Origin of the sequence: Streptomyces sp. NPDC048258 (assembly GCF_043201995.1) — a bacterium.
Taxonomy (GTDB): domain Bacteria; phylum Actinomycetota; class Actinomycetes; order Streptomycetales; family Streptomycetaceae; genus Streptomyces.
This window is the reverse complement of record NZ_JBICZH010000017.1, coordinates 89,908-102,200: the sequence shown is the minus strand read 5'-3', so window position 1 is coordinate 102,200 and position 12,293 is coordinate 89,908. Positions and strand designations below refer to the sequence as shown.

Here is a 12,293-nt window from a genome sequence, read left to right as displayed (position 1 = left end):
CGGGCGCGTCGGCGTGGTCGGTGCGGTCGAGGGGTGACGTAGCGGAGGGCTGTGAACCGGGCTTCGACCCGTTTGAGTCAGGAGGAGTTCGTCGCCCCGTTGACGGCGCCGTACCGTCCTATTGTTGGCTGATGCGCGCACACCCTATTGACCGCCCAGCCGATCTCGACGTGGTCCGTGAGTCCTATGACCGGGTGGCTGACAACTACGCCCACATGGTGGTGACGACGGGAGTCGGCGACATCCGTAGCCATCCGTGGCTCAAGGCATCGATCGACGCTTTCGCCGACACCGTGGGCGAGCTCGGGCCCGTCCTCGACGTCGGCTGCGGGCCCGGAACGGTGACCGCCTACCTCACCGAACGCGGACTCGACGTATCCGGAGTCGATCTCTCACCCCGCATGATCGAGAACGCGCGCCGCCTTCATCCGCAATGCCGCTTCAGCGTCGCCTCTGCCACCGACCTCGACCTTGGAGAAGCGTCCCTCGGCGGCGTACTCGGGTGGTGGTCACTGTTCAACCTCCCCCGCGACGTCCTTCCCCAGGTCCTCGCCCTGTTCGCCCGCGCCCTGAAGCCAGGCGGCCACTTCATCACGGCGACACACGTCGGAGACGAAGACGCGGTGCGCACCGAGGCCTACGGAGGTGTACCCGTTCGTTGGACGACACACAAATGGCGGCCGGAACAGCTCGTGGACCTGATCGAGCAGGCTGGACTGCGCCCGGTCGCCGAACTTCGGCTCCCCGCAGATGAGCAGAGCGGGCCGGGCTTGGTCGTCATGGCCGAGCGCCCCGTCTGAGGACCGGGCGCCGGAATCGGTACAGGGGCTCGTGCCGGGACCCATCACCTGGCACCTGGCACCTGGCACCTACCTCTATGTTCCGTTCGGATACTCACCAGAGGCCGTATCCCCGTGTGTGGCGCGGCCGGACCGGCCAGTAGTGTGTCCTCGCATGAATTCAGACGGACGTTCAGAAAAAGTGCGTTCCGTGGGGGCAGTGCTGACCGCCTTATGCCTGGCTGCACTCGCCCTCGTCGGATCTCAGCCTGCTGCGGTGGCCGCGGACGCCACCTTCGCGGAGGTCGACGCCGGCAAGTACACGATGCACGTGGACCCGGACGCCAATTTCAAGGACTACGGCGACATCGTCCGGGATCTGGAGGGTTCCGGAGCCGTCACGAACGTGACTCCGTTGGACGTTGCGCGATCCCGGCAGCACGCAGGACGCTCCCTGTGCCACACCACCGGACTCAACGGGACCTACAAGTACAACGGGTTCTGCTGGGACGGAGTCGATGACAAGACGAGCGCCTGGGACCCGGCGGGCGGCTGGCACCCTCAGGGACTGACGGGCTCGCATGACGCCTATCCCGGCGGGACCGTGAACGGTCACCACCTTGTCCTCGCGTCCTGGTACTACGGGAACGGTGGCGGCGACGCCGAGGAACATCGCAACAAGTTCGGCCGGATCTCCATCGTCGATTCGACCGGGAGCGAATGGAGCTACGGGCACGTCATGCTCGTGCAGCCGACCCGTGCCGGCGGTGGAAACTACGTGCCGGTGACGAAGATCCACACGGACGGCATGGTCTGGTACGGAAACAGACTGTTCGTGGCCAATGGTGGAGAGCTGCAGGTTTACGACTTCCGGCACCTGTGGAAGATGGGCAACGCTGCAAGCGACCACGTCGGCATCGTGAACGGCGTTTCCTCCGCCCGCCACCACCAATGGGCCCTTCCCATGGTGGGCCGCTACATCATCCCGCCCGTCGGGAAGAGCCTGTGGAGTTGTCCCGGTGAGCGGGCATGCCTCAGTTCCCTGAGCCTGGACCGGAGTGGCTCGACCGACCACCTGGTATCGGGTGAATACCTTGCCGGACCGAGCAGAGTCGATCCGAACGGGGGCAGTCCGTACACCACGAACGTGATCCGCTGGCCCCTCGACAGTTCCACCGAGTTGCTCCAGCCCGACAGCACCGGCACGGTCAAGGCATCGGCCGCGTACGCCGCACCGCGCACCATCACCTTCCTGCAGGGGGTTGCTACGGACGGCACGTACTACTACCTGTCCGCGGCGTGTCCACCCCACTACATGGGCGACGACGAATGGACCTCGGACAACGGCGATCACGCGTGTATCTACCGCGCGGAGCCCAACGGTGTTCCGGAGGTGATATCCCGCGCACCTTCGGTCACGCAGAACCTGAGCTACGCGCCGTCATCCGGCCGCTTGTGGGGTCTCAACGAGGCGGCCGGCGACCGGTCCGTGTTCTCGCTGGTCCCGAAGGCCGCCGATAAGAGCGTGTACCTGAGCAACGGCTACAGCGTCCTGTGTGCGGGAGTCGGGAACAAGCACGACAACGGCGACCCCGTCATCCAGTGGGGGTGTACCAACGCCCGCGACGAACGCTGGGTATTCGTGGACACGACCGATGCGAACGGGAAGGCTGCGTTCTTCCTGCAGAACGAACACTCGGGCAAGTGCATGGGGCCGGCATCCAAGCTGGACAACGGGGCCAAAATCGTCCAGTACACCTGCAACGGCGCTGTCGACGAGAAGTGGTGGTACGACGAGAACACCCACGTCCTACGGAACGTGTATTCCGGAAAGTGCCTTGGCCTGGGCTCCGCCGCCACGAAGGGCTCGCAACTGATCCAGTGGACCTGCAACGGTTCGAAGGACGAGACCTGGCCCAAAACGCCTCGTGGTGCCTGACGGTGGTGACGAACGCGGTGGTCTGCTGGCACACCGAGTACATGGGCCTGGCCGTCGGCGAACTGCGCGGGGCCGGCCGCGAGGTGGACGCCGAGATCCTGGCGCACATCTCGCCGGCCCGCAGCTCGGTGGTGAACTACTACGGCTCGATCACCGTCGACTACGAGCACGAACTGGCCCAGCTCGACGAGCGGGGACACCGGCCGCTGCGGGCCGTGGCCATGGACGATCCCGGAGCCGGGCTGTAGTAGCCGTAGTCCTCGGCGCCGCCTCCATGCGGGCGGCGCCGAGCCCGATCGGCGGTGAATCGCCCCGCTGTGACTGCAGCAGCGCAGGGCAGCGGGGCGGGTCAGGAGGGGTGGGAGCGGACGGTCGCCCAGACCGCCGCCGGGTATGTCGTGTCTTCGCTACGGGCAGCTGGTGACGGTGTCGCCGGGGCCGGGGCCGGGGGCGCAGATGTCGCTTCCGGGACCGCCGTTGAGGGCGTCGGCGCCGTTGCCGCCACTGAGGATGTCGTTGCCGGGACCGCCGTTGAGGGTGTCGGCGCCGTTGCCGCCACTGAGGTTGTCGTTGCCGGGACCGCCGTTGAGGGTGTCGGCGCCGTCGCCACCGCTGACCGAGTCGTTGCCGGAACCGCTGAAGACGGTGTCGTTGCCGTTGCCCGCGCTGATGTTGTCGTTGCCGCCGAAGGAGCAGATCACGTCGTTGCCGGATGTGCCAGCTAGGTTGTTGGCGGTGCTGGTGCCGAGGATCGTGCAGCCGTGGGCGTTGTTCACGGTGGTGTTCGCGGTGTCGGTGTTGTTGGTCGGCACGGGGTCGGATTCCGTGGCGCTGACCGTGGCGGTGTCGGAGATGGAGCCGGTGGCCGTGGGTTCGACGACGACGGTCACCGTGGCGCTGGCGCCGGGGGCGAGGGTGCCCAGGATGCAGTTGGCACTGGTGGACGTGGTGGTGCAGGTGCCCTGGCTGGGCGTGGCCGACACCAGGGTCGCGCCGGCTCCGCTGACGGTGTCGGCCAGCGTGACGCCGGTGGCCGACAGGGTGGTGCTGGTGTTGGTCACCGTCACGGTGTAGGAGGCTTGATCACCCAGGCTGACGGTCGCCGGCCCGGTCTTGGTGACGGCCACGTCCACGCCGACAGGGGCAGCGCCAACGCCCTCGTACCGGGCCAGCCCGAAGTCAGTGCCCGCCTGGCCGGCGGCGACGATCTTGCCGTCTGCCTGCAGCGCCACCCCCCGAGCATTGTCGAATGTGCCGAAGTTGGTGGTCACCGTGCCGCCGGTGCCGAAGGAGGTGTCCAGGCTGCCGTTGGTGTTGTAGCGGGCGAGCGCGAAGTCGCCCGGCCCGCCGGCGGCGACGATCTTGCCGTCGGCCTGCAGCGCCACCCCGTTGGCCTGACCGGCGAAGGCGGTGGTGACCTTGCCGTCGGTGTCGAAGGAGGTGTCCAGGCTGCCGTTGGTGTTGTAGCGGGCCAGCGAGAAGGCGGTCGACCCCCCGGCGGCGACGATCTTGCCGTCTGCCTGCAGCGCCACCCCGAAAGCCCTCTCGGTGCCGCCGAAGTCGGTGGTGACCTTGCCGTCGGTGTCGAAGGTGGTGTCCAGGCTGCCGTTGGTGTTGTAGCGGGCGAGCGCGAAGTCGACGTTGCCGGCCGACTCTCCCTCCCCGGCGGCGACGATCTTGCCGTCGGCCTGCACCTTCACCCCGTGAGCCTGGTCGAAGCCGAGGGCGAAGTCGGTGGTCACCTTGCCGTCGGTGTCGAAGGTGGTGTCCAGGCTGCCGTCGGTGTTGTAGCGGGCCAGCGCGAAGTCGGTGTTGGTGCTGCTGCCCGTGTCCGTTCCGCCGGCGGCGACGATCTTGCCGTCGGCCTGCAGCGCCACCCCGAAAGCCTCGTCGCCGGCGAAGAAGCCGGTGATCACCTTGCCGCCGGTGCCGAAGGTGGTGTCCAGGCTGCCGTCGGTGTTGTAGCGGGCCAGCCCGAAGTCGAAGCCCGCCCCGCCAGCGGCGACGATCTTGCCATCGGCCTGCACCACCACCCCGTTAGCCCGGTCGTTGCCGCCGGCGAAGTCGGTGGTCACCTTGCCGTCGGTGTCGAAGGTGGTGTCCAGGCTGCCGTCGGTGTTGTAGCGGGCCAGCGTAAAGTCGCCCGCCCCGCCGGCGCCGGCGGCGACGATCTTGCCGTCGGCCTGCACCGCCACACCCCGGGCAACATCGTTGCCGCCTTCGAAGTCGGTGGTCACCGTGCCGCCGGTGCCGAAGGTGGGATCCAGGTCGCCCGGCGCCGCCAGCGCGACCCCGGGACAGAACAATACGAGCGCCGCGCCCATGGCCGCTGCCGCCCCAACCCGGCTGTTCCTCGACCACTGCCCGCCTGTGGCACGTCTAGTACGTCGTCTGAACGCGAAGAGCAGATCAGGAAAGAACATGGACATGGCCATTCAAGTCGCCTTTCGTCTTCGTGCCGCCACTCGCGCCACCGCATCCAGCGGTCATCGCAGCGACGCCACTTCTCGCGGGTACCTCGTGCACTCGCTCGGGGGCAGATCCCAGTGGGACGGCACACCGACCCGGGACGCTCACAACCACAGCTATTCCTCGCCACCCTGATGACGCTTCATGGGTTCGGCCAAGCGATGTCCAGCAGCGCCTGATCAGCCCAGTCATCACCTATTGCCCGACGGGCCGCGTCGGCCGCGGCATCGAACTGGCGACGCTGGCCGAAGAGCTGAAGGCCAGTGACGTCGGCCTTCAGTTCCTCACCGGTGAGCTCCAGGGCTCACACGACCCCTCCGGTGTCGTGTTCACGGTCCTGGCGGCTCTCTCCGGCATGGAACGCGATTACATCCGCGGCCGCACCTTGGAAGGCCACGAGTCCGCCCGCAAGCGCGGCAAGACCATCGGCGGCGCGGGCGTCACCGACGACCACATGCTCTCCATGGCCCTCCACCTGCGGGAGCAGGAGATGAGCCTGCGCGACATCGCCGCCCGGCTCGTCATCACCACAGGCAAGAAGAAGGGCCAGCACCCCTCGCCTGCGACCGTCATGCGGATGCTGCGCGAGCACGACGAGCGGATGCCTACGGTGGAACCGCGCACTGACCTGCGGATCATTCCCTAGCGTTGGTTTTTCGGCGAGAACTACCGGGGCCCCTTCATGCGAGCCGGTCGATGAGGATCATCGCCACGTCGTCCGTCAAGCGGCCCTCGGTGTGGCGGATCAACGCCGTGTGCAGTTCGTCCAGGAACTCCTGTGGGGAGGTGCCGGCGGGTATCTGCTCCATGGTCTCCGGCAGAGGGAGGAAGTCGTTGTCACGGTTGCGGGCTTCGATCACGCCGTCGGTGTAGAGCAGCAGCCGGTCACCGGGGAGGAACGGGTAACTCTCGGGCTTGGCGGGAGGGCCGTCGACGAGGTCTTCGAGACCGAGCGGCGGCAGTGGCGAGGCGGGCATCAGGGCCTGAGCCTTGCCCTGGTGCAGCACCAGCGGAGGCGGATGGCCGCGGTTGACCAGGTGCACCACCTGTTCGTCCGGCACCTCGGCGATGAGCGCGGTGGTGAATCCCTCCATGAGGACTTCGGGAAGTTCCGCCTGAGAGTACGTACCCGGTACGGCGGCCTCTCGCCGCAGCGCGGCCGCGCAATGGTTCATGACCTCCTGCACTTCGTCCTCGTAGTGAACGGCCTCCCGGAACGCGCCCAATGCCACCGCGACCGCGCGTATGGCGGACAGCCCCTTCCCCCGGACGTCCCCCACGATCAGGCGGACGCCGTAGCGCGTCTGCACGGCCTCGTACAGATCGCCGCCTATCTGTGCCCCTGTCCCGGCCGCGAGGCACAGGCTGGCCGCCCGTACCGGGCCCAGGAGCTCGGGGACAGGCCGCAGGACGACCTCCTGAGCCGCCACCGCGATCCGCCGGACCTGGTCGAGCTCGCTCTGCCTGCGCGTGCGCACCGCGTTACTCAGGATGACACTGGCCACGGACACCACGATCAGCCCCAGGAAGTTGCCGATGATCAGCTGGGCCTGGGTTCCCCACGACTGGTTGTAGGTCGCGGTGGTCACGTTCACACCCACGGCGAGGGCTGCCGCGGACAGCGTGCCCACCGGGCCCATAGTCAGCGCGGCCAGCGCCGGCGTCGTGGTGAGGACGGGACCGGTGACCAGATCGTGTGCGGGCGAGAGCTCGATGCCCAGCACGCCCAGCGCGATCACGAAGGGCGCACACCGCGCCAGCGTGAACAGGACCTCGCCGTGATCGCCCACTCCTGGTCGCGAGGACGCTCCCGGGCGCCCCGGCCGAACAAGTGAGCGAGGAAATGGCCTCATGGGATCAGCCTGCCTCGCGGAAGCTGTTACGGCCTCCCGGAAACCCGTGACCAGCGGCGCTCCCGCGCTCCCACGCCTGCGGGATCGTGCACACCGGTCCCGGCTGCCAGTGGGCCTGAGCTGGGCGTTAGCCTCGGCGGATGATTCCTGCACGGCCTCCGAAGGTCATCACGCGCCATCGCGACGGCTGGATCCATGCCTACGTGATGGACTCCGGCGCTTTCGGGACGCTGGAGCCGGCCGCGGTGTTCCAGCCGCGGTCCGGCGACGAGGTCGTGGCGTCGGCGGTCCGGCCCGATCTGGAGCGAGTCGTGTACACGACGCTGAACGGGGTCGTCTGCCTCACGCGCGCCGGTGGCCTGGTGTGGGCGTCGGCCTTCGAGCCGCACTCCGACGTGCGCCATGGCCACCGGCCTGGCTGTGCGCTGTCCCTGGACGGCCGGACTGTGTGGGTCTACCGGCCGGACGCGATGGCGGGACGCGGGGGCGGAGACCAGTGGGTCGTGTACGACGCCGACAGCGGGGTGGTCCTCGTCCGCCGGGAGCTGGAGACGGTCGGGCACGGCGCCGGCCACCACGTGCACCCCGTGGACGGCAGCATCTACCTCGACATCGGTGAGGGCCAGGACGGCTCCGTCATTCTCCGGGGTATGCCCGGGGCCGACGGCGAGCCGGAGTTCGTGACGTACCCGTGGTGGGACCGCTGCCTGATCGACCTGGCGCCGTGCGGGCAGCAGTTCATGACCGTCGACCACGGGCAGGCGGACGTCGCCTTCCACCATCACCCCAGCGGGGACGTGCTGTTCACTCTCCCCGTCGAAGCCTTCGGGTACGACCCGGAGGAGACCTTCGTGGAATGGAGCGGCGGCTACCTGACCCCGGACACGGCCGTCGTCACCCTGGGCGGTGAGAGCCAGGACGAGGAGGAGTGGTTCCGCTACCACCTGGTCGACGTGCGCACGGGTACGGTCAGCGGCGAGCTCGCCGTCGAGGTGACCAGCCCGTACGAACTGGAGCCCCTGGGCGACGGCTCCTGGCTCACCGACGACCCCGACGGCCCCGACGGCAATCCCGTCCGCTGGTCCCGCGCTCCGCTGCCGTCCGCACCGCCGCACCCGGCAGGTTGACGGGCGGTCACCGGCCTGGGTCCCATTGGTACGACTGCGACCGACCCGGCCGACCCCGCCCCGCCCACGGGCACCGGCCCGGGCTCCCAGTAGCGTCCGTTCCATGATCGCCCTCGATGCCCTCGATGCCCTCGTCCGCCTCTGCCCGCCGCCCGCCGATCCGTCGCCCGCGGTGGACTGGGCGCAGGCCGAGCGCGCCCTCGGTGCGGCTCTGCCCGCCGACTACAAGCAGCTCGTCGAGACGTACGGCGACGGCATCTTCGACGAGACGATCTGGCTGCTCGTCCCCGATTCCGCCTACGACGACTGCGACCTGCACGCGCAGACGACGGAACGGGACGAGATCCTGGCCGACCTGTGGGGGGTGGGCGAGGAGAAGCCGGCCGGCCTGCTGGAGGCGGGGGCGAGGGTCGTGCCGTGGGCATTCGAGGAGGGCACGGGAGCGTTCCTGTACTGGCTGGCGCGGCCCGGTCAGCACCCCGACGAGTGGACCGTGCTCTACAACGAGGGGCGCGGCCCGCTGTGGGAGCACCACCCCATGGGGTGCCTCGCCTTCCTTCTGGCGGTGCTCACAGGAACGGCGGAAACGGAGTACTTCGGCTACCTCTACGACGTGCTGAAGCCGACGGAGCACCGCTTCGCGACGGCCGACCAGACCCTCGGAACGTCCCGGCGGTGACGCCGTCGGCCGCCCTCGACGACCAACGGAGGGGCCGGAGGTGGCGTGGGTCTTCGTGAACGACGAGGTGGAATGTGATCGGCGACTAGGTGTGGTGGGTGTCGTCCGGGTGGAGGGCGGTGCGGACGCCGGTGATGACCACGGCGATCAGGCAGAGGGCGATGATGGTCTCGGCCCACAGGAAGGCGAACCAGTCGATCACGCAGCCGATCGGGGGTGTGCCGGGGGCGGTGTTGCGGAACGCCGAGAGGGCGAACAGGGTGGCGGCCATCCAGGCGAGAGCGGGCCAGACCAGGCCCTTGCTGCGGGTCGTCAGGTACCAGGTACCGATGAGCACGGACGCCGCCAGCGCCCACATCACGACCATCATGAAGACCGCGAAGACGAGCAGGCTGCCTGATCGGGACAGCCCCAGCCCCACGCCGGCTTCTTGCCGGGAGGGCGTGGGTGTCGCGGAGATCGAGAAGAGCGTGTCGTTGTTGGAGAACAGCATCCGCACCGGCACCTGCTTGCCACCCAGCAGTGCCCAGAACTCGATGTCGGTCTCGTAGGTGTCGAACGGGTAGTCGCTGATCGATCCACCCGTGATCGCGACCTGCACGTCCCTGGTCGCGAGCCGCTCGTGCGCCTTGAACGCCAGGTCGCCGAGGGTCGCCGCGGAGGTCTGGAGGCGGAGATCGGCCACCGGGGCGGTCCCCTCCTCCTCGCCGAGGGTCCCGCGCGGGGTGACCCGGACCCGCAGTACCAGCTCTCTGGCCGCGGCGTCGACGTGTTGGACGGTGGCCTCCACGTCCACCCGGTCGGCGGCTCCGGATCCGACCGTGTGGACCGTGTCGAGCGCCTGTCGCTCGGTGAACTGCAGCCACGACCCCACGGCCACCGCCACCACGATCAGGACCGCGATGGGAAGCAGGACCGGCAGGAGCGAGGCCCCGGAGCGGCGTGGGCGGCGTTCGTCCCAGGTTGGGGCCATGGTGACTCCGACTACGAGGTGGGAGGGGAACGGACTCGTCCGGCCCGAGGCAGGGAGCGGACCTCGCGCTCACGCGGCGCGGTCTGCCGAAGCCGGGGCACGATCGTCGCGGGCGGCCGTCTTCTCCGAGACGCGGGGCGGTGGCCGCAGTGCGATCCTCGTCGACCGGGCCGACGATCCACCGCAGCCGGGCGGGCGTGTCGGCGCCGACCGGACAGCCCGATTCGTCGCCCCTCCCCCATCCGCCTCGAAGGCACCTGCCGCACGGCCCGGCCCGGCCCGGCCCGGCCGGGGCGGTGCGTGCGGTGCGGTGCGTGCGGTGCGGTGTGGTGCGTGCGGTGCGCACATCATCCGCATGTCGCCTTCCACTGCGCGGGCTCGATCTCAGTAGCCGGTGGCGCCGATCCGCGGATGTCCCATACGGTCGGCCCGTGATGATCGAATTGGGCGAGCCTCGCAGGCTAGGCGTCCCGGCCCCCGAGGCGCGGTTGCGCTTCGAGGCGGAGCAGCGGGAGACCGGGGGCGGGCCGGGGCGCAGGTTGCTCGTGGTCGACGGGGAACCCGCCTTCGAACTCAGCTCCTGGTGCGGAACATGCCCGTTCCTGTTCCGCCGGTTGGAGACCGCCCGGCAGACGTTGTCGCTGGAGGGCGTGCAGGAGCGGCTCACCGCCGCGCTGGCCGATCCTGACGACGGCGGCGTGATCGATGCGTTCGGTGCGTTGCTGCCGGAGGGCGAGTACCTTCCGCTGCTGCTCCGCGTCGAGCCCCGTCTGATCATCCCCGGCCAGGAAGGCGACTACTTCAGCGGCGAGCAGGTAGCCACGTGGGGGCTCGACCAGTTCTGGGGCCTCCCGGAATACCCGCACACCCCGTACTACCGGACCTTCGAGACCGCAGTCGACGCGTCCGCTCACCTCTATGAGTTCATCGTGCCCATGGTTCCCCCGACGTGGAACGCGAGGGAGCGCGTCGAGGAGTACGTCGAACTCATGGGCCGGGGAACGGTCCCGACGGCTGTGGCGGTCTCGACGCTGGACGTGTGCGAACCCGCCTCCGGCCTGCCGACCGACCACTACCGGCACTGGGGCCTGACGCACTTCCTCCTCGACGGCCACCACAAACTGGAGGCCGCGGCCGCAGCCGGCCGCCCGGTGCAGCTCCTTTCGCTCCTGGCCCTGGGCGAGGGCCTGGCCGAGTCTGAAGACCGTGCCCGCCTGCCTGCCCTGCGCACTCAACTCCGCTCAGCCCGAGCGACCGGTACCTGAACCCAGCGCCGAATCACGCCTGCGGGCCCCCGCCGGCCACAGAAGGGCCCGGGCTCCCTCTTTGCGTGCGCTGCAGTCTTCGCTAAGCTCAGCTCGTAAGTAAGTGCTTACTTGCAGGAGGGTGAGGCGTGGACAGTCGTACGCGTGTAGTGGCGGAGGCCATGCGGCTCTTCGGCGAGCAGGGCTACGCCAAGACGACGATCGCCGAGATCGAACGGGCCGCTGGGCTCTCGCCGGGGTCCGGAGCCCTCTACCGGCACTTCCGCTCGAAGGAGGAGCTGCTGGCCGAGGGTGTGCGCTCGAAGGTCGCCGAGAACGCCGGGCTGCTCGCACTCCTCGGTGACATGCAGGCCGTAGCCGCGCTGCCGTTGCGCGAGCGTCTGGCGACACTGGCTCGTGCCGGCCTGCGGCGTCTGGACGAGGAGCGCGACCTCAACCGGATCGTGGTGCGCGACCTGGCAGCGTTTCCGGCGCTGCTGGAAGAGGTCCGCGAGGGCGAGATGCGCCGTATTCACGCCGCGGTGGCGCAGTGGCTGCGGATGCAGGCCGGCGCAGGGGAACGCGACTGGGACGCCCTTGCCGTGGTGCTCGTGGGGGCGGTCTCGCACTTCTGGCTGCTGCGGGACGTGTTCGACAGTCATCCCAGCGGCCTCGATGAGGACCGTTTGGTGGCTGCCTTCGTGGACCTCGCCGAAGGATTCCTCCAGCAGCCCGCCTCCTGAGCGGCGCGAGCACGACTGACCAACCAGCACAGACCATGGGAGTGGCTCGATGAACATCGCATTGTGGATCGCGCAGGGCCTGCTGGCCGCCGTATTCCTGGGCTCGGGATTCCTGAAGTCGACGCAGACGAAGGAGAAGATGATTGCCACGGGCCAGACCGGCGTCGCGCCCTTCCCCCTGCCGGTGATCCGTGTGGTCGCGGCACTGGAGATGGTGGCGGCACTCGGGCTCATCGCTCCCCAACTGACCGGCATAGCCCCGGTCCTCACCCCGTTGGCTGCCGTCGGCCTCGTCGCGGTCATGATCGGTGCGGCCGTCGCGCACTGGAGCCTTCGGGAGTACAAGCAGGTCTTCGGCGCCAACATGGTCCTGCTGCTCGTCTGCCTCTTCGTCGCCCTCGGCAGGTTCTGAGCACCAGGGCTCCCCCGGACGCTCTGGGCCAGCAGGAACCTGAGCCAGGACTTCCAGGCGTCCGCGACGGCCGCG

Annotated in this window: 12 protein-coding genes; 9 read left to right on the top strand and 3 right to left on the bottom strand. The window is 69.0% G+C overall.

Annotated features, from left to right (window positions below):
• Positions 1 to 131 precede the first annotated feature (131 nt).
• The 3 genes from ACGFYQ_RS31215 (at position 132) to ACGFYQ_RS31205 (ending at position 2,966) form a co-directional block, all read left to right on the top strand.
• Positions 132 to 800 (top strand): class I SAM-dependent DNA methyltransferase, encoded by a 669-nt coding sequence (locus ACGFYQ_RS31215; protein ID WP_393749532.1) that lies wholly within the window; start codon positions 132 to 134, stop codon positions 798 to 800.
• 190 nt (positions 801 to 990) lie between these two features.
• Positions 991 to 2,718 carry an RICIN domain-containing protein gene (locus ACGFYQ_RS31210; protein ID WP_393749531.1) on the top strand — a complete coding sequence of 576 codons (1,728 nt, stop codon included), beginning with the start codon at positions 991 to 993 and terminating at the stop codon, positions 2,716 to 2,718.
• 2 nt (positions 2,719 to 2,720) lie between these two features.
• Complete coding sequence (locus ACGFYQ_RS31205) at positions 2,721 to 2,966, top strand: Tn3 family transposase (protein ID WP_393749530.1); 246 nt, start codon at positions 2,721 to 2,723, stop codon at positions 2,964 to 2,966.
• A 159-nt stretch (positions 2,967 to 3,125) separates the two neighbouring features.
• Here the strand turns inward: ACGFYQ_RS31205 and ACGFYQ_RS31200 are convergent, their stop codons facing one another.
• Positions 3,126 to 5,042, bottom strand: a complete 1,917-nt coding sequence (locus ACGFYQ_RS31200) for a calcium-binding protein (RefSeq protein ID WP_393749529.1) — start codon at positions 5,040 to 5,042, stop codon at positions 3,126 to 3,128.
• A 131-nt stretch (positions 5,043 to 5,173) separates the two neighbouring features.
• Here ACGFYQ_RS31200 and ACGFYQ_RS31195 point away from each other — a divergent pair, with 131 nt between their 5' ends.
• Complete coding sequence (locus tag ACGFYQ_RS31195) at positions 5,174 to 5,833, top strand: recombinase family protein (protein WP_393749528.1); 660 nt, start codon at positions 5,174 to 5,176, stop codon at positions 5,831 to 5,833.
• A 34-nt stretch (positions 5,834 to 5,867) separates the two neighbouring features.
• On the opposite strand, the gene ACGFYQ_RS31190 is transcribed toward ACGFYQ_RS31195, so the two are convergent.
• Complete coding sequence (locus tag ACGFYQ_RS31190) at positions 5,868 to 6,977, bottom strand: PP2C family protein-serine/threonine phosphatase (protein WP_393749527.1); 1,110 nt, start codon at positions 6,975 to 6,977, stop codon at positions 5,868 to 5,870.
• A gap of 203 nt (positions 6,978 to 7,180) precedes the next feature.
• On the opposite strand from ACGFYQ_RS31190, the gene ACGFYQ_RS31185 reads away from it, so the two are divergent.
• Entirely contained in the window at positions 7,181 to 8,167 is a 987-nt protein-coding gene (locus tag ACGFYQ_RS31185) for a hypothetical protein (RefSeq protein ID WP_393749526.1), read from the top strand.
• Between the two features lie 103 nt (positions 8,168 to 8,270).
• Complete coding sequence (locus tag ACGFYQ_RS31180) at positions 8,271 to 8,846, top strand: hypothetical protein (RefSeq protein ID WP_393749525.1); 576 nt, start codon at positions 8,271 to 8,273, stop codon at positions 8,844 to 8,846.
• Between the two features lie 85 nt (positions 8,847 to 8,931).
• On the opposite strand, the gene ACGFYQ_RS31175 is transcribed toward ACGFYQ_RS31180, so the two are convergent.
• Positions 8,932 to 9,819, bottom strand: coding sequence for a DUF4436 family protein (locus ACGFYQ_RS31175; RefSeq protein WP_393749524.1), 888 nt, complete (start codon positions 9,817 to 9,819; stop codon positions 8,932 to 8,934).
• Between the two features lie 434 nt (positions 9,820 to 10,253).
• Between ACGFYQ_RS31175 and ACGFYQ_RS31170 the strand changes: the two genes are divergently transcribed.
• The 3 genes from ACGFYQ_RS31170 to ACGFYQ_RS31160 all read left to right on the top strand — a co-directional run bounded on the left by ACGFYQ_RS31170 (position 10,254) and on the right by ACGFYQ_RS31160 (position 12,218).
• Complete coding sequence (locus tag ACGFYQ_RS31170) at positions 10,254 to 11,084, top strand: hypothetical protein (protein ID WP_393749598.1); 831 nt, start codon at positions 10,254 to 10,256, stop codon at positions 11,082 to 11,084.
• Between the two features lie 128 nt (positions 11,085 to 11,212).
• Entirely contained in the window at positions 11,213 to 11,806 is a 594-nt protein-coding gene (locus tag ACGFYQ_RS31165) for a TetR/AcrR family transcriptional regulator (RefSeq protein WP_393749523.1), read from the top strand.
• 49 nt (positions 11,807 to 11,855) lie between these two features.
• The gene (locus tag ACGFYQ_RS31160) at positions 11,856 to 12,218 is read left to right on the top strand and encodes a DoxX family protein (protein WP_393749522.1); all 363 of its coding nucleotides are present in this window, start codon (positions 11,856 to 11,858) and stop codon (positions 12,216 to 12,218) included.
• Positions 12,219 to 12,293: the final 75 nt, after the last annotated feature.

Excerpts from the sequence above, each read along its gene's own strand:
- ACGFYQ_RS31215 (WP_393749532.1), top strand. The coding sequence starts at position 132 with ATGCGCGCACACCCTATTGACCGCCCAGCCGATCTCGACGTGGTCCGT.
- ACGFYQ_RS31200 (WP_393749529.1), bottom strand. The coding sequence starts at position 5,042 with ATGGGCGCGGCGCTCGTATTGTTCTGTCCCGGGGTCGCGCTGGCGGCG.
- ACGFYQ_RS31185 (WP_393749526.1), top strand. The coding sequence starts at position 7,181 with ATGATTCCTGCACGGCCTCCGAAGGTCATCACGCGCCATCGCGACGGC.
- ACGFYQ_RS31180 (WP_393749525.1), top strand. The coding sequence starts at position 8,271 with ATGATCGCCCTCGATGCCCTCGATGCCCTCGTCCGCCTCTGCCCGCCG.
- ACGFYQ_RS31175 (WP_393749524.1), bottom strand. The coding sequence starts at position 9,819 with ATGGCCCCAACCTGGGACGAACGCCGCCCACGCCGCTCCGGGGCCTCG.
- ACGFYQ_RS31170 (WP_393749598.1), top strand. The coding sequence starts at position 10,254 with ATGATCGAATTGGGCGAGCCTCGCAGGCTAGGCGTCCCGGCCCCCGAG.
- ACGFYQ_RS31160 (WP_393749522.1), top strand. The coding sequence starts at position 11,856 with ATGAACATCGCATTGTGGATCGCGCAGGGCCTGCTGGCCGCCGTATTC.